At 62.7% G+C, this 16,639-nt stretch carries 16 protein-coding genes; 10 read left to right on the forward strand and 6 right to left on the reverse strand.

The window, feature by feature from the left end; translation table 11 throughout:
* Positions 1 to 58: 58 nt before the first annotated feature.
* The 3 genes from QQL64_RS16690 to QQL64_RS16700 all read left to right on the forward strand — a co-directional run bounded on the left by QQL64_RS16690 (position 59) and on the right by QQL64_RS16700 (position 3,431).
* Positions 59 to 1,585 (forward strand): S53 family peptidase, encoded by a 1,527-nt coding sequence (locus QQL64_RS16690; RefSeq protein ID WP_284401671.1) that lies wholly within the window; start codon positions 59 to 61, stop codon positions 1,583 to 1,585.
* 120 nt (positions 1,586 to 1,705) lie between these two features.
* On the forward strand, positions 1,706 to 2,722 hold the full coding sequence (gene glk / locus QQL64_RS16695) for a glucokinase (RefSeq protein WP_284401673.1): 1,017 nt from the start codon (positions 1,706 to 1,708) through the stop codon (positions 2,720 to 2,722).
* A 25-nt stretch (positions 2,723 to 2,747) separates the two neighbouring features.
* The gene (locus tag QQL64_RS16700; protein ID WP_284401675.1) at positions 2,748 to 3,431 is read left to right on the forward strand and encodes an HAD family hydrolase; all 684 of its coding nucleotides are present in this window, start codon (positions 2,748 to 2,750) and stop codon (positions 3,429 to 3,431) included.
* 38 nt (positions 3,432 to 3,469) lie between these two features.
* Here QQL64_RS16700 and QQL64_RS16705 read toward each other — a convergent pair whose 3' ends face one another.
* From QQL64_RS16705 to secB, 3 genes are all read right to left on the reverse strand, one after another.
* A complete protein-coding gene (locus tag QQL64_RS16705) occupies positions 3,470 to 6,496 on the reverse strand; it encodes a DEAD/DEAH box helicase (protein ID WP_284402234.1) in 3,027 nt (1,008 codons plus the stop codon).
* A 96-nt stretch (positions 6,497 to 6,592) separates the two neighbouring features.
* Positions 6,593 to 7,633 carry an NAD(P)H-dependent glycerol-3-phosphate dehydrogenase gene (locus tag QQL64_RS16710; RefSeq protein ID WP_284401677.1) on the reverse strand — a complete coding sequence of 347 codons (1,041 nt, stop codon included), beginning with the start codon at positions 7,631 to 7,633 and terminating at the stop codon, positions 6,593 to 6,595.
* Positions 7,634 to 7,642: 9 nt separating this feature from the next.
* The gene (gene secB / locus QQL64_RS16715) at positions 7,643 to 8,146 is read right to left on the reverse strand and encodes a protein-export chaperone SecB (protein WP_284401679.1); all 504 of its coding nucleotides are present in this window, start codon (positions 8,144 to 8,146) and stop codon (positions 7,643 to 7,645) included.
* Positions 8,147 to 8,634: 488 nt separating this feature from the next.
* On the opposite strand from secB, the gene rpmB reads away from it, so the two are divergent.
* Positions 8,635 to 8,871: a 50S ribosomal protein L28 gene (gene rpmB / locus QQL64_RS16720; RefSeq protein ID WP_128899395.1), complete on the forward strand. Its 237-nt coding sequence runs from the start codon at positions 8,635 to 8,637 to the stop codon at positions 8,869 to 8,871.
* 10 nt (positions 8,872 to 8,881) lie between these two features.
* A complete protein-coding gene (gene rpmG / locus QQL64_RS16725; RefSeq protein WP_126675274.1) occupies positions 8,882 to 9,049 on the forward strand; it encodes a 50S ribosomal protein L33 in 168 nt (55 codons plus the stop codon).
* Between the two features lie 170 nt (positions 9,050 to 9,219).
* Here rpmG and QQL64_RS16730 read toward each other — a convergent pair whose 3' ends face one another.
* Positions 9,220 to 10,059: a class I SAM-dependent methyltransferase gene (locus QQL64_RS16730; RefSeq protein WP_284401682.1), complete on the reverse strand. Its 840-nt coding sequence runs from the start codon at positions 10,057 to 10,059 to the stop codon at positions 9,220 to 9,222.
* Positions 10,060 to 10,292: 233 nt separating this feature from the next.
* Positions 10,293 to 11,492: a DesA family fatty acid desaturase gene (locus tag QQL64_RS16735; RefSeq protein ID WP_284401685.1), complete on the reverse strand. Its 1,200-nt coding sequence runs from the start codon at positions 11,490 to 11,492 to the stop codon at positions 10,293 to 10,295.
* A gap of 167 nt (positions 11,493 to 11,659) precedes the next feature.
* Between QQL64_RS16735 and QQL64_RS16740 the strand changes: the two genes are divergently transcribed.
* Genes QQL64_RS16740 through mutM form a run of 5 tightly spaced genes read left to right on the forward strand, consistent with a single transcriptional unit; the run spans position 11,660 to position 15,833 of the window.
* Positions 11,660 to 12,412 carry an ABC transporter ATP-binding protein gene (locus QQL64_RS16740; RefSeq protein WP_284401686.1) on the forward strand — a complete coding sequence of 251 codons (753 nt, stop codon included), beginning with the start codon at positions 11,660 to 11,662 and terminating at the stop codon, positions 12,410 to 12,412.
* Positions 12,409 to 13,194, forward strand: a complete 786-nt coding sequence (locus QQL64_RS16745; protein ID WP_284401688.1) for an ABC transporter permease — start codon at positions 12,409 to 12,411, stop codon at positions 13,192 to 13,194. Before QQL64_RS16740 ends, QQL64_RS16745 begins: the two co-directional genes overlap by 4 nt.
* A 5-nt stretch (positions 13,195 to 13,199) precedes the next feature.
* Entirely contained in the window at positions 13,200 to 14,519 is a 1,320-nt protein-coding gene (locus QQL64_RS16750) for a DUF4350 domain-containing protein (protein WP_284402236.1), read from the forward strand.
* Positions 14,516 to 15,004, forward strand: a complete 489-nt coding sequence (locus QQL64_RS16755; RefSeq protein ID WP_284401690.1) for a hypothetical protein — start codon at positions 14,516 to 14,518, stop codon at positions 15,002 to 15,004. Before QQL64_RS16750 ends, QQL64_RS16755 begins: the two co-directional genes overlap by 4 nt.
* Before the next feature lies 1 nt (position 15,005).
* Complete coding sequence (mutM, locus tag QQL64_RS16760; RefSeq protein ID WP_284401692.1) at positions 15,006 to 15,833, forward strand: bifunctional DNA-formamidopyrimidine glycosylase/DNA-(apurinic or apyrimidinic site) lyase; 828 nt, start codon at positions 15,006 to 15,008, stop codon at positions 15,831 to 15,833.
* 25 nt (positions 15,834 to 15,858) lie between these two features.
* Here mutM and QQL64_RS16765 read toward each other — a convergent pair whose 3' ends face one another.
* Positions 15,859 to 16,632 (reverse strand): hypothetical protein, encoded by a 774-nt coding sequence (locus QQL64_RS16765; RefSeq protein WP_284401693.1) that lies wholly within the window; start codon positions 16,630 to 16,632, stop codon positions 15,859 to 15,861.
* Positions 16,633 to 16,639 lie beyond the last annotated feature (7 nt).

Below are 16,639 nucleotides of genomic sequence, written 5' to 3' on the forward strand. Positions count from 1 at the left end.
TCGACACACAATGTGTGCCATCTTTGAATGGTGCATATCCCCACCCAGGAGTTGCGTCATGGCCCCCCACACCGCGCGCACGTCGCATTGGACCACGCCCGAAGGCATGAAATACCTCGGCCCGCACGATGGCACCGAACCGATCGAAGTCACTCTCGTACTACGTCGCCGCCAGGGCGCTACGCCGACACCTGCATCGTGGCTGCACCCGCCGCGCTGGCCGCGTGGTGTCTTCGGCGAGCATTTCGGTGCCGATCCGGGCGATCTCGAAAGTCTTCGTCGCTTTGCACAAACACACGGACTGACTGAAACCAGCAACGATCCTCATCGGCGTGTGCTGAGCCTCAGCGGCACGCCGTCGGCGCTCGAGCAGGCCTTCGGCGTCACATTGGGTAAATATCAGCTCAACGGATGCGGGCCTTTCGTCGGCTGCGGTCACGCACCCACGCTGCCACCGGAAGCGATTGCAGTGCTTGGCCTGGATCGTCGGCCGGTGGCACAGCCGCGTTCGCGCCGGCCCAGAGCGCAACCGAGCAACACCTTCACGCCAATCCAGCTCGGCCAGCTTTACAACTTTCCTGCCGGCACAGACGGTACCGGCGAAACCATCGGCATCATCGAGCTGGGCGGCGGTTTCACCGCCAGCGATCTCAGCAAGTACTTCAGTAGCCTGGGTATCGCGAAGCCGCCCAAAGTCATCGCGGTCTCAGTGGCCGGTGGCAAGAACCAGCCGGGCGCCGGTAACGCCGACGACGAGGTGATGCTGGATATCGAAGTGGCCGGCGCATTGGCGCCCGGCGCGACGATCGCGGTGTATTTCACCGCCAACACCGACCAGGGTTTCTACGAAGCCATTTCGCAGGCTGCACACGATACAACCAACAAGCCTTCGGTGATTTCGATCAGCTGGGGCGGCCCCGAGGACAGCTGGAACAGCGCTTCGCGCACGGCGATGGAGAGCGCACTCGAGGATGCCGCGGCGTTGGGCGTGACTGTCACCGTAGCCGCGGGTGACAACGGCTCCAGCGACGGCGAAAGCGACGGTCAGCCGCATGTCGACTTTCCCGCATCCAGCCCCTATGCGCTCGGCTGCGGCGGCACCACGCTCAACGCCAGTGGCAATGCGATCCAGAGCGAAGTGGTATGGAATGAAACCGCCGGCAACGAAGGCGCGACAGGCGGCGGCGTCAGCATCGAGTACGGTCTGCCGTCCTGGCAGCAGAATGCGAATGTGCCCAAGTCTCCCAGCGGCAGCGCAGGGCGCGGCGTGCCTGACGTTGCCGGCAACGCCGACCCGCTCACCGGGTATCAGGTGCTGATCGGCGGGCAGTCGCTGGTCATCGGCGGCACCAGCGCGGTGGCGCCGCTGTGGGCGGCGCTGATCGCGCGCTTCAACCAGAAGCTCGGCAAGCCGGTCGGCGACATGCACGCCGCGCTTTATCAGATCGGCGAATCGGCCTTCCGCGATATCACGCAAGGGAACAACGGAAGCTACCAGGCGGGCCCAGGCTGGGATGCTTGCACGGGATGGGGCAGCCCCAACGGACAGGCCCTGCTCGATGCGCTGACAACGTTGAAAGCCTGAAGCCTTTCTTCACCCGCGCTGGGGACAGCACCGGCGCGGGTGGTCGCTTGCGATTAACCCCAAACTGGACGAATGAGGCAACACAGGGCAGTCTTGTCGGGCTCGCTGTCTGGATGACTCATGGAACGCCCCGTCACCTCCCCCACCCTGCTAGCCGACCTCGGCGGCACCAACGTTCGTTTCGCGCTCGCCGATACCGCCGTTGCCGCGCCGTTGCTGATGGATAGCGTGCGGCGCTATCGCGTGAAAGATTTCGACACGCTGGCCGATACCATCCGCCAGTATTTCACCGACACGGGCCACACGGCGTCACACGCGATCATCGCTGCGGCCGGGCGCATCGCCAACGGCGAGACCGTGCAAATCACCAACAATCCCTGGGCGGTTTCCGCGCACGGCCTGCAAGCCGAACTGGGTTTCGACGGCGTGCGCCTGGTGAACGATTTCGCCGCGCAAGGCATGTCGATCCCGCTGCTGAAGAACGACCAGTTGCAACCCGTCGGCCCCGCACTGCTGCCGCAGCACGACCACAAATCGGCGCAGACCTTTGTGGTGATGGGCCCAGGTACCGGCCTTGGCGTGGCAGGCCTGCTGCTGCGTTATGGCCACTGGATCGTGCTGGAAACCGAAGGCGGCCACGCTGGCTTCGCCGCACACACCGCCGAAGACGTAGAGATCCTGCACCGGCTCAACGCGCGCTTCGGCCGCGTTTCCAATGAACGCATGATTTGCGGCAACGGTTTAGTGAACCTCTATCTGGCGCTGGCCGATATCGCCGGCCAGCGCGCTGAGGAATACACGCCCGAAGACATCACCGCACGTGCAACGGACGGAAGCGATGCGCTCTGTGTGCGCACGGTGGAAACACTGGCCGGCATTTTCGGCAGCGTGGCCGGCGATCTGGTGTTGAGCCTGGGCGGTTGGGATGGCGTGTACCTCACCGGCGGTGTGCTGAAGATCCTGATGCCGTGGCTGCAAAGCGGCGGCTTCCGCGAACGCTTCGAGGCCAAAGGCCGTTTCCGCGAGACGATGGAACAGGTGCCGACGATCGCCATCACGCATCCGGAACCTGGTTTACTCGGCGCGGCTGCGCTCGCCGTGCTGGAATCGGGACGCCCTCTCGTAGCCGGCACCTAAGCCTCATCGACACCGCGGACTTTCCATGCCTCGCTCCAACACCGCTTTTCTCTTCGATCTCGACGGCACGCTGATCGATAGCGTCTACCAGCACGTGCTGGCGTGGAAGGAGTCGCTGGACCGGGAAGGGGTGGTGCTGCCGGTGTGGAGCATTCACCGCAAAATCGGTATGAGCGGTGGATTGTTCACCAACATCTTGCTGCGCGAAACGGGCCTGGATATCACCGAAGAACGCATCCAGCGTCTGCAGCGATGGCATGCCGAGGCGTTCAATCGACACCATGCCCAAGGTTCGGTACGACCGCTGCCTGGCGCACGTGCGTTGCTGGATTTCCTGACGCAGGAAAAGATTCCGTGGGCGATCGCCACCAGCGGTCGCATGCAGACTGCCGTGCACAACCTGGCCGCGCTCGGTGTAGATCCGGACAAAGTACCGGTGGTGACGCGCGATATGGTGCGCCACGCCAAACCCGATCCCGACCTGTTCCTGGCCGCCGCCGAGCGGCTGGGCGTGGATATCCATCAATCGCTGGTGATCGGCGACAGCATCTGGGACATGCTCGCCGCGCAGCGTGCGCGGGCCCTGGGCGTCGGCCTGTTATCGGGCGGCTATGGGCAGGACGAGTTGCAGCGTTCCGGCGCATTCCGGGTCTATGACGATCCGGCCGATCTGCTGCGGCATATCGACGAAGTGGCGGCGCGCGACTGATCGCCGACGGGCTTGGCCGGTCGATGACGCCATCGAAATCAGCTTGGCGCGAGTAACGCATCCAAGTCGGACTGATCGAAGCTGAGCTTCTCGCGCGTACCGCCGCCTTCCAGCACGGCTTCGGCCAGCTCTGCCTTGCGTGCCTTCAACTCCTCGATGCGTTCTTCGACGGTACCGACCGTAATCAGGCGGAACACGAACACCGGCTTGTCCTGGCCGATGCGGTGGGCGCGATCACTGGCTTGTGCTTCGGCGGCGGGATTCCACCAAGGATCGTAGTGGATCACCGTGTCGGCGGCGGTGAGGTTGAGACCGACGCCGCCCGCTTTCAGCGACAACAGAAATAGCGGTACATCGCCCTCCTGGAAACGCTGTACCGGTTCTGCGCGGTCGCGCGTTTCGCCGGTCAGCATCACGTAGCGAATGCGATGTCGCTCCAACTCGTTGGCGATCAGCTTGAGCATTTCGGTGAACTGCGAGAACAGCAGCACCTTGCGACCTTCGGCGAGCAGCGCGGGCAGCATGTCCATGAGCAGCTCGAACTTGGCCGAATCACGCACACCACGCGCCGCTTCCAGTTTCACCAGGCGCGGATCGCAGCAGACCTGGCGCAGCTTGAGCAAGGCATCGAGCACCACGATGCCGCTATGCGAAATACCGCGCTGTGCAATGACTTCACGTAGTTCGTCGGCCAGCGACAGCCGCAAACTTTCGTACAGCTCGCGCTGGCGGCCGTCGAGCACCACGCGGCGCGTGATTTCGGTTTTCGGAGGCAATTCGGAGGCCACCTGCGACTTGGTCCGGCGCAGGATGAATGGCGCCAGGCGCCGATTGAGACGCGCCTGGCATTCCTCATCGCGCTGCTTTTCGATCGGCACGCGATAGTGACGGCGGAAGGCGCCTTCATCGCCAAGCAACCCGGGCACGGCAAGATCGACCTGCGACCACAGCTCGCCCAGATGATTTTCCAGCGGCGTACCGGTGAGGCAAACGCAGCGCGGCGCGCGTAGCGTGAGTACCGCACGGCGTGCCTGCGTGCGCGGATTTTTTACCTGCTGCGCTTCATCCAGCACGATTAGCGAGAACGGCTGCTTGCGCAGCGTGACCACGTCGCGCGGCAGCAAGGCATAGCTGGTAAGAATGATGTCCTGCACGGCAATCTGCGAGAAATCACCGCTGCGCTGCGGGCCGTGCAAAGCCAGCGCACGCAGGGATGGCGCAAAACGCGCGATCTCGGCCAGCCAGTTCGGAATCAGGCTCGTGGGCACAACGATCAGTGCCGGTTGCTCCAGCGCGCCGGTTTGCTTCAGCGCCAGCAAATGCGTGATCAATTGCAGCGTCTTGCCAAGCCCCATATCGTCGGCCAGCACGCCGCCCACACCGGCTTCGGCGAGCGCATTCAACCATCGCAGGCCTTCGCGCTGATACGGGCGCAATTCGACGGTAAGGCCTTCGGGTACCACATCGCTGGCGCGGTCAGCAGCGTCGCGCAGGCGCGCAGTGAAACCGCGCAATTGCTCGGGCGCTTGCAGTTCACCGCCGCTCGGCAGCGCTTCGACGATTTCCTCGAGTCGCCCGGCCTGCACGCGCGGCAGGTGCAGTTTCTTTTTCGGCTTTTCCAGGTATTCGGCGAGCGGTGCGAGCAGGCCACGCAGTTCTTTCAAGCGCACGGGCACACGTCGACGCTCGTCGACGGGCGCGTACCACACGGCGTCTTCCGGCTCGTTCGGCGCGGGGCTCAGGTTGAGTTGATGCTCGGCCAGTGCCTGCGCAACGGCAGGCAGCAGGTTGCGGCGCTTGCCTTCGACCTCGATACCGATTTCCAGATCGAACGCGTGATCGTCGGCGTCTTCGACGGCATTGCCGTACCAGCGCACCGGACCTTCCAGCACTTCGAACGGAAAACTCGGCGCGTATTCGAGCAGGAAGCCTTCCGCTTCGAGTTTGGGACGCAACGCGAGCCAGCGCGCCGGCGTGTTCACTTCGAGCGCACCGGCGTGGCCTTTGCCGGGGAACAGCCAGGCGTCTTCCGGCAGCGTATCGGCGACATCCCAAGGCAAACCTTCGGTATCCACGCCGAGCGTGAGGCCGGCACGTTCGAGCTGCTCCATCGTGGACAACTCTTCGGCGCGGCGGCGGGTGATTTCCACCAACTGGCCGTTGCGCACGCGACGTACCAGCGGTTCGCCACCGCGCCCTGGCAAGCGTTCGCCCGCGTAATCGAAGGCGAGCCGCGCATAGGCGAGCGGCGGCGTGCCTGCGGCCAGGCGCGCGTGACGGGTCAGCGCGTGCAGGATCAGCACCGGCTTGGGCGCCAGTTCCGCGCGACGCAGTTCCTCGAAGACCTGCGGCGCCGGAATGCGGTGCGCCAGTCGACTCGACGGCAGGCTGCGGCGCAGGCTGCGGCTGTACTCGTGCTTGAGCGGTGGCAGATCGAGCCAGTGCGTTTCTTCGGGGTCCGCTTCCAGATGCCCGAGTTCGGCGCGTTCGGCATCCAGGTACCAAAGCCCTTCGACGCGCAGCAAGCGCTGGCTGTGCGGCAGCGACGGCAGCAGGCGCTGGCTGCCATCGTGTTCCAGGTGCCAGTGCCAGTTGAGCTGATGCGATTTGCCGCGTGACAGGCGCAAGCCAGCCAGACCACCGAGGAAGCACGGCGTGGTGTCGAGCATTTCAGCCAGCAGCGTGCTGCCGACGTGACCGCTCAGACGCGCATAGCTGCGCGACTTGCGCAGCGTCTGCGGCAGACCCAGCACGGCCGTGGCAAGCCGCTGTTCGAGCGGCTGCAACGTGGTGTGGGACAGCAGTTTGCTTTCCAGGGGCGCAGGGCGAGCGAAGCGGCCGTGTTCGACGGCCGACAGCAGCACCGGCGCTGCGTCCAGCCGCGCGAAGGGCGCGCCTTCTTCCGACATCACCTCGAAAAAGAAACCGAGCACGACGTGTTCGTGTGCCGCAGCGGCTGTCGGCTTGGCCAGCAGCTTGCGCCACACGCCGGGCAGACTCTCCTCGCCGCGCTCTTCCTTGGGTGCGGAGGGATCGTCGTGCCGTTTCTCGTCCGGTAGATGCATGCGCATGCGATCCCTGGGGAGATCAAAACCTTGAGCTTAACAGCGATCGGGGTCCGCGCCGCAAGCGAATGCGGACAAGCACACAAGAATTGACGTTTAGTGAGAGCCGAACAGGCCTTGCGGGTATTCCGGTTTCTGTTCGCGCGCCATCAGGGCACGCAGTCCTTCGACGGGCGTGACCTCGCCATGCAGCACCGCGCGCACGCCTTTGCTGATCGGCAGGTCCAGGTCGTGCTTGTCGGCCAGGCGCACCACTTCATCGACCGTAACGACGCTTTCGACGACCTGACCGATCTGCGCCACCGCCTCGTTGATACCGATGCCTTGCCCCAGCGCGATACCGAGCCGACGATTGCGGGAGAGGTCGCCGGTGCAGGTAAGCACGAGATCGCCTAGGCCGGAGAGGCCCATCAGGGTTTCCGGTCGTGCGCCAAGTGCAACGCCGAGGCGCAGCATCTCGTTCATGCCGCGGGTGATCAGGCCGGCACGTGCATTCAGGCCCAGCTGCATGCCGTCGGCCACGCCGGTGGCAACCGCCAGCACATTTTTCATCGCACCGCCGAGCTCGGCGCCGAGCACGTCCTTGCCGGTGTAGGCGCGAAAGTTGGGTGCGTGAAGCAGAACGGCCAGCTGCTGGGCGAACGCATCGTTTTCCGAATGCACGGTGACGGCACTGGGCATGCCGGCCGCCACTTCACGCGCAAACGATGGGCCGGTGATCACCGCCGCAGCGCGACCGGGAAGCTTCTCGGCCACCAATTCATGCAGGAAACGACCGGTGCCAGGCTCGAAGCCCTTGGTGGCCCAGGCGATGTTGGCGGCGGGATCGAGCAGCGGCGCGACCTCATCCAACATTTCGGCGAACGCGTGGCTGGGCACCACGATCAGCACGATCGTGGCGCCGCGCAGAGCGACAGCCAGATCGGGCTCGAAGGCGAGCCCGGCGGGCAGCTCGAGATCCGGCAGATAGCGCTGGTTACGGCGCGTGGTCGCCATGGCGGCCAGCGCTGCGGCATTGCGCCCCCACAACCGCGTGGGAACACCATTGCGCGCAGCCAGCGTGGCCAGGGCCGTGCCCCAGGAGCCCGCACCCAGAACCGCCAGGCTCGGCTGGTCCAGAATCGGCTGGTCGGTCATGGTTTGTGCTCAGCTGTTGAGCGTCGGGGCCTCGCCGCCGCCCGCTACGCGGCGCTGCTGCTCGGCGTACAGGGCTTCGAAATTGATCGGCTGCAGCAGGAACGGCGGGAAGCCGCCTTCCTGCACCAGCGAGGAGATCACCTGCCGCGCGTAAGGGAACAACAGGTTCGGGCAGTAGCTGCCGATGATGCCGGCATGATCGCTTTCGCTGAAGCCGGCGATGCCGAACAGACCTGCCTGGTGCACTTCGGCCAGATAGGCGGTGCGATCATTCACGGTGCAGGTCAAGGTCAGGCTCAGTACCACTTCATACATGTCGTTACCCAGGCCGGTGGCGCGCTGGGTCAGGTTCAGCTGAACCTGCGGCGCCTCGTTCAACTCGCCCACATCCTGGAAGATCTGCGGAGCGTTGGGTGCCTCGAAGGACACGTCCTTTACGTAGATCTTCTGCAGCATTAGCTGCGGCTGGCTGGCCGGGCCACTGGCCTGACCGTTGGCGATGACTTCTGCCATGGGAATCCCTCAGTTCGAATAAGCAGGCGCGCGGGGCGCAAAGGAGGAGATTGTTCCATACATCCCCGTCTGCTGCCATGAGCATGGCTCTTTGCCTTCTCCCCTTCTCCCCACCGGGGTACGCGGGGAGAGCACATGGATGTGCTCGGCTTTGAGGAGCGAGGAGAAGGTTGGGATGAGGGGCCAATCTTGCGACGGGCTACATCGAAGCAGACTACGAATAGCCATTTACGCAAGAGTGGCCCCTCACCTCGTTCCTCTCCCCGAAGGGGAGAGGAAGCAAAGCCGCCATTTGCACATCACCCTGTTTTTACTGGATAATGCACGGCTCGCCCTTATCGACCCGGCCTACCGGGTATGTCCGCTACGCGATGCGGACCTCACGACGTACGGCGAAAGCAACACCCTCCAGCATCGCGTGGCGCATAGCGTCGCTGGGCCGATGTCGCCCTGGCTAACGGGCGTTACACCACATTACGGAGGTCATCATGGCCCGTGTATGCCAAGTCACCGGAAAAGGTGTGCAGACCGGCAACAACGTCTCGCATGCCAACAACAAGACCCGTCGCCGCTGGTTGCCCAACCTGCATGAGCGTCGCTTCTGGGTTCCCAGCGAAAACCGCTGGGTGAAACTGCGCGTCTCCAACCAGGCGCTGCGCACCATCGACAAGAAGGGCATCGAGGCCGTGATCGCCGACCTGCGTGCCCGCGGCGAAAAGGTCTGAGGAGTAAGTCATGGCTAACAGCAAGCAAGACAAGATCCGTCTGATCTCGTCGGCCGGTACCGGCCACTTCTACACCACGCAGAAGAACAAGAAGAACACCCCGGACAAATTTGAATTCAAGAAATACGATCCGGTCGTTCGCAAGCACGTGATCTACAAGGAAGGCAAGATCAAGTGATCTCGCTGTGGGTGGATCACTACAGCGAAAGCTAAGATCCATCCCTTCGAAAACCCGCCCTTGTGGCGGGTTTTTTATTGGCAGCTCTCAGACAAACGGAAAATAGCGTCTATACCAGGAATACGATTGATTTATTTTGTGCCGGAATATGCAGGCGTCATGCGATGAGATTACTTAATCGCGCGAAAGACCGCGGTGTTCGCGCTTACAAATCCATATGAAGGCGCATAGCACAGCCCGATAGAAACGTGCGTAAAGCCTGCCGCACGAAGTTCGTCTATTAAATCGAGTCCAAAAGAGTGAAAGGTGTAGATGCCTGTACGATTCAAGCCATCCCCATGATATTCCGGCGGCGCAAAATGCGTGAGAGATCCATCCGAGTTCGGCTTCCCTCTTAATAGAGAGGTGGCGTTTTCATGAAAAAATGGCACGGTAAATACAAGCGTACTTCCTGGCGCGAGTACACGAGAACATTCACGTAACGCTGCCCGGTAGTCGTAGACGTGCTCCATTACATCGCTGTGAGCGATCAGGTCGAGCGAGTTCGACGCGTAAGACAACTGCGTGATGTCCTCATGCCTCGTATAACGAGGCCGAAAGGTGCTCGATCGCCACACATAGGCTTTCCCGTGTTGTTTATCAGGCCCAAGAAACTCGGACCCCATCGTATTCGGGTATCGTTTTTTTACTGATCGATACAATCTCGATGTTTGTTCTAACAACGCGATTCGAGCTTCGCGACCAGGCACATTCTCCGCTACCGCGCATCCGACCAAACGTTGCCGATTCGTCAGTCTGCAGTGAGCGCATCGCATACCCTCTCGCAAATTGGGGCGATCACTAAACGCGCCCCCTTCTGACACGCTAAAAATCGTCGCGCGATCGCACCAAGCGCACCAACCTTGGACAGAAGTGGATTTGGCTAGGGAATCTTCGTCTGCAATCACAGTCGAGCGAAGATCGTTCACCGCCGCGACATATTCGGACGCATCTGCAAACCAATTCAGCATGTCTGAGTACTTTTCTGTTGAAGTCGGCCGACTATATAAGTTGGCCCAAACAACTGGCAGTCAATCGACGACTCATACGAGCATTTTTGGGGGCGTCTATGCGGGGATAACACCGAGGTCATGGTGATGGAACCCATCAGCCCTTCGCAATTACGGTGGAAATATTGCACCCAAAAGAAAGCCCGCCTCAGGGGCGGGCTTTGCTTGACTCATGCGGCGAAGGCCGCCTGAGCTCAGGCGCTGTTACCAACCAGCGCGTAACTCTTCAACCGCTGCGCGAATTCTTGCAGCGCGCGGATACCGCTCTGTTCGGCCTCGGCGATCCACTGCTGCAAACCTTTCAGAGCCTGATCGGCACCGCGTTGCTCCATCAGATCGGCGAGGCGATTGCGGAAATCGCACACGGTGCTGAGCGTCGGACGCTTGGCCAGCACGGCCTGCAGGCGCTCGCGGCCTTCACCGTCGAGCCAGCGACCACCGTCGGCCAGTGCGCGGCGCATACGGCGCGGCGTCGCCTTGATGCTTTCGCCGGCGTGCTGCGCTTCATCGCGCAGGGTCGGCACGATGACGTTGCGGTAGAAGTCGGTCATCGCCTCGAAGCGGTGGGTGAGCACGGCTTTCAAGGTTTCAGCATCGGGCAAGTGCACGTTCGGGCGCACGTCCAACGAGGGCGCAACGCGCAGCACTTTGGCAAGGCCCACGGCGCGCAGCGCGCAGATCATTGCCCAACCGATATCGAACTCCCACTTGCGCAGCGCGAACTTGGCCGAACTCGGGAAGGCGTGATGGTTGTTGTGCAGTTCTTCGCCGCCGATCCAGACGCCCCACGGAACGAGGTTGGTGGCGGTGTCGGAGCTTTCGAAGTTGCGGTAGCCCCACCAGTGGCCGACGCCGTTGACGAAGCCGGCCGCCCAGAACGGAATCCACGCCATCTGCACGGCCCACACGGCACCGCCGATGACGCCGAACAGCGCTAAGTTGATGATGAGCATCAGCGACGGCCCCCAGTAAGGGTGCCCGCTGTAGAGCTTGCGCTCGATCCAGTCGTCGGGTGTGCCGCGGCCGTACTTCTCCAGGTCTTCCTTCACTTCGCTGGCATCGCGATAAAGCCCGACACCGTCCCAAAAGACTTTCTTGAGACCGTAGATCTGCGGGCTATGCGGATCTTCCTCGGTCTCGACCTTGGCGTGGTGCTTGCGATGCACGGCGACCCACTCCTTGGTGACCATGCCCGTGGTGAGCCAGCCCCAGAAGCGGAAGAAATTCGCGATAGCAGGATGCAGATCGATGCCGCGATGCGTCTGGCAGCGATGCAGATAAAGGGTGACCGTGAAGATGGTGATCTGGGTGACCACCAACAGGTAGACGATAATCGCCACCCAGCCGGCATGGCTCAGGCCGCCGGAAAGGAACTGCAGCACAGCATCGAACATCTGGATATACCCGGGTACGTTGAAAAAGCAGTCTAGTTGAGGGCGTCCATACCCACCAGCACGGACTCCCACCATGGTAACGCCCCACCGCTTTCACTTCTGTTAAAACACGGCTTCGTGACGGCGAACGGTTGTCTAACGTATGGGGTCACCCCGACAATCAAGCAATGAACGCGCCGAAGCCTGCTTCACCTCCCGTATTGCAACTCGAACAGGTTGTCCGGCATCGCGCCGGCCGCCCTGCCGTGCGCGATGTCAGCCTGAGTCTCGAAGCCGGGCAAGTGCTTGGCCTGCTTGGGGTGAACGGGGCCGGCAAGTCCACCACGCTGGCGTTGATTGCCGGGGCGCTACGACCCGATAGCGGCGCGATCCGGCTGCAAGGACAAGACTTTCTCGAGCACCCCGAACGGGCCGGCCGAGCGATCGGCTGGCTGCCCGAAGGTGCCCCGCTGTGGCCAGAACTGACGGTACGCGAACATCTGGACGCGCATGGCCGCCTCCGCGGCCTGAACGGGACCGATCTGGACCGTGCGCGCGACGCCACCCTCGAGCGGCTGGAACTGAAGGACCTGGGCGACCGCCTTGCGGGCGTATTGTCGCAGGGTCAGCGCCAACGCCTTGGATTGGCCTGCGCGCTGCTGCATCGTCCGGCCCTGCTGGTGCTGGACGAACCCGCCAATGCCCTCGACCCCGTCCAAGTGGTCGCATTGCGCGGCTTGTTGCGCGAACTGGCGGCGAACGGTACCGCGGTGATTCTTTCCACCCACCAGCTGACCGAAGTCACTGCCGTGTGCGATCGCGTGGCGATCCTGCATGAGGGCACGCTGCGTTACGACGCGCCGTTGCGCGCGGATGGACATGCCGCGCTGGAAAAAACGTTCTTCGACATTGCAATGGCTGGTAGGGCACAAGCCGCATGACACTTCTCGCAGTGACGCGGCTGGAATTGCGCCGCCTGTTCGTGCGCCCGCTTGGTTGGATCATCGCCGCACTGGCCTTGGCGGAACTGGGTTGGCGCTTCGCCTTGTTGTTGCAGATATTCCTGCTCAACCAGATCCGGCTTGCCGCACTGCCCGATGGCCCCGGCTATACCGATCTGGTCGCCGTGCGGATGCTCAGCAGTTTCATGACCGGCAGCCCGCTGCCGTTCGGCCTGATCGAACTGGCTCTGCTGCTGGTTCCGTTGCTGACCATGACCACGCTCGCGAGCGAACGCAATGCGGGAACGTTGCCGTTGTTGTTCGCCAGCGGCTTGTCGGCTGCGCGCATTCTGCTCGGCAAGTATCTGGCAGTGCTGATCTGGCTGGCTCTGTGGCTGGTGCTCGCACTCGCCATTCCCGTTTACCTTGCGCATGGCGCGACGCTGGATTGGGGCAAGCTGGCTGCGGCCACGCTGGGCACTTTTCTTACGCTGGCGTTGCTGGGCGCTATCGGCGTGGCGTGTTCCGCGTTTGCGTCGCACCCGGCGGTCGCGGCGGTCGCGGCGTTGATGGTGGGGCTGGCGCTCTATTGCATCAACCTCGGTGCGCAGCTGGCAGGTGTCAACAGCGGCTTCCTTAATTGGCTAGCCATGAGCACGCATCAGGAAAACTTGTTGCGCGGATTGGTATCGAGCGCGGACATTGTCTGGTTCCTGCTGGCGATCGCGGTGGCGCTGGCGCTGGGCACTCAACGCCTGGCCGCTGAGCGGGAGCGTGGCTGATGAACATGGCGACACTCCGACGCCTCAACGGTTGGTTGTTTGCACTGCTGGTCGTGCTTGGCGCGGGCGCGATCGGCTTTCTCTCCGCACGCCACAACCATGTCGCCGATTGGACCTTCGGCAGTCGCGTCAGTATGTCGCCGGAAACGCGCAGCGTGCTCGCCAAGCTGGAAGGGCCGGTGGAGATCGTCAGTTACGCCGATCCACAGGGCGACCTACGTCAGACCATCGCGGCGGTGTTGCAGCGTTACCAGCAGGCCAAACCCGATCTGCACCTCAGCTTCGTCGATCCGCAAAAAGATCCGGCGGCGATGCGCAATCTCGGCATCACAGTAGACGGCGAACTGATCCTGCATTACCGCGATCGCGAACAACGCCTGGATGTACTGACCGAACGCAGTTTCACCGATGCGCTGGAGCGTCTGGTACGCGGTAGCGATCGCATCGTCGCCTTCGTCACGGGCGACGGCGAGCGGCGCGCGGATGGCGTGGCCAATGCGGACCTCGGCACTTTCGCATCGCAACTCGAACAAAGCGGCATGCGCGCCGTGCCACTGAACTTTTCGCAGGTCGCCGCGGTGCCCGATCACACCGATCTGGTGGTGCTGGCCAGCCCACAAGCAGCGCTGTCGCCCAGTGCCATGAAGGCGCTGACCGACTATCTGGGCAACGGCGGCAATCTGCTTTGGCTGGCCGATCCAGGCAATCAGGACCCAAGCCTGCAGCCGCTCGCAGATGCACTCGGCATCCGCGTGCTTCCCGGTGAATTGATCGACGCGTCTGCTGCCACACTGGCGTTGAAAGATCCGCGCATGATCGCACTCGGCGATTACCCACCCAGCGCGATCACACGCGGCTTCACTCTTACCACGCTGTTCCCGGAAGTCGCGCCCCTCGCAGAAGTGCGCAAGAGCGAATGGCAGATCGTTCCGTTCCTGCGCTCCAGTGCGCAGGCCACTACGCAGTCGATCGACGGCACATCCGCCAATGCGATGAAGGGACCGCTGGATTTCGGCTTTGCGCTCAGCCGACTCTCGCCCAGCCCGGCCAAGAGCGAACAGCGCGTGGCGGTGATCGGCAACGGCGATTTTCTCTCCAACAGCTACTTGGGTAACGGCGGCAACCGCGCGCTGGGCGAACGCATCTTCGACTGGCTGCTTGGCGACGACGCACTGATCAACATGCCGTCGCGTGGCGCACCCGATCGTGTGCTGACAGTCTCCCAGGGTTCGCTGAATGTGCTGAGCATCGCCTACATCGTCGTGTTGCCGCTGCTGTTGTTGGTGATCGGCGGCCTGATCGCGTGGCGCCGGCGTCGCGCATGAAGCGTGCGGCGCGCCGACAGTTGTGGTTCCTGGCGGCAGTGTTGGTGCTGCTAGCCGCCGCATGGTGGCAGCTGCGTAGCGACCGGATGTCTGCGCCCGGTACGTTGCTGACGCTCGATCCCAATGCGATCACGCACGTCGACCTGCAGATCAGCCAAGCACCAGCGGAGCACTACGTAAAGCGCGACGGCCATTGGTGGAGTGCCGACCAGACGGCAGCCGCCGACGATCTGCGCCTGGGCGAACTGGTTCGCATCGCTTCCGCCCCGGTGCAGAACTGGCAGCCTGCAGACAGCTACGATCCAACCAAGATTGGCCTCTCTCCGCCGCAGGCCACATTGAATTTGGACGGCCAAACGCTTCGCTTCGGCGGCATGACGGCGATCGGCCAGCGCGGTTACGTGCAAGTCGGGTCGCGTATAGGCATTGTCTCGCTGCGTTATATGCCACGCTCGGTGCAGAGCGCATCGATCAAGGGGTTGTGACATGCCTGAATTGCCTGAGGTCGAAACGACCCGACGCGGCATTGCCCCGCACCTGATCGGCCGCCGCGTTGCTGGCGTCACGCTGCGCCGCGCGGACTTGCGCTGGCCGATTCCGCGTGAAATCACCGAATTGCTGCCCGGGCAGCGGATCGACGACGTGGAGCGCCGTGCAAAGTATCTGCTGTTGCACACACAGGCCGGCAGCGCATTGCTGCACCTAGGCATGTCGGGTGTACTGCGAGTGCTGCCGCCCGATATTCCGGCTGGCGCGCACGACCACGTCGATATTCTGCTTGAACCGGTACAAGGCGAGCGCGAACGCATCCTGCGGTTCACTGATCCACGCCGTTTCGGCTGCCTGCTCTGGCAGGCGCCAGGCACCACGCACGAACTGCTTGCAGGACTCGGCCCCGAACCGCTTACCGATGCCTTCGACGGCGAGCGGCTGTGGCAACGTTCCCGCGGTCGCAAGGCGGCCGTGAAACTGTTTCTGATGGACAACGCCATTGTCGTCGGCGTAGGTAACATCTACGCCAGCGAAGCGCTGTTTGCTGCGGGTATCGATCCGCGCCGAACCGCCGGTTCAGTATCGCGCGCACGTTACCAGCGTCTTGCTGCCGAGGTGAAACGCATCCTGGCCTGGGCGATCGAGCGCGGCGGCACGACCTTGCGCGACTTCATCAATCCGGATGGCGCGCCCGGTTATTTCTTTCGCGAATTGTATGTGTATGGGCGCGAGGGCGACCCGTGCAAAGTATGCGGCACGGCGATTCGACAGACGGTCATCGGACAACGCTCGACCTTCTGGTGTCCGCGTTGTCAGAAGTGATGCTGTATGAGGCGCGACTCGCTCTTCACTCCGCGCCGGGCCAATAGAACGACACATACGTATTGTTGAACTGCGGATCGTCGTAACCACCGCCCATTTCAGCAACAAGACCGCCAAACAATCCGTCGACCTCCAGCGCCTGCCCATCGACGAAATGCGCGCCCATCGCCTGCAATTCAACCAATCGCTGGCACAGCGCGCCCGCGCGATCGATGTCTTGGACCGGCACGTCATGCAGGCTGATATCGGGACGACCGAACTTGCGCAGGCCGCGCGTGTGAATCCACAGACGGTCCGACCCTTCCTCCTCATCGCGCAGGATCAACAGATGATTGCGCAACGGCGCGCCATCCCTGATCAGATAACGGCGACGCCATTCGTCGGCGCTGAACAAGGAGAGGATCTGCGGATCGAGAATCGCCACACCGCCGATGTCGAGCAGGCCGGCCAGCACGCCAAAGGTGTCGCGCATGTAGCCCGTGTCAGCGCTGTCCTTGAAGCGTCCCCGAAGCACCAGCACCTGCGGCGCAGCGATGGCTTCTTCGTACGCCTGGGGCGAGTCGTTCTTGAACAAGTCGCCGAGCGAACCTTTCAGCGGATAGCCTTCCCACTCGCGCAAACTGCTGTGGTGATGACTGGTCAGTTCGACCTCTTCCGGCAGACCGTCGCTGCCATAGGGTGCAGACGGTACGCGGGTCGGCTTGAAATCGCCGAACACATAAAACTGCAGGACGATTTCCTCGTCACTTGGCTGCCAATGCGGACGCTGCCATGCGGGGAAAGTAATCGGATTGCTCATGCGTCAT

The organism is Dyella lipolytica (assembly GCF_030160075.1).
GTDB lineage: Bacteria > Pseudomonadota > Gammaproteobacteria > Xanthomonadales > Rhodanobacteraceae > Dyella_B > Dyella_B lipolytica.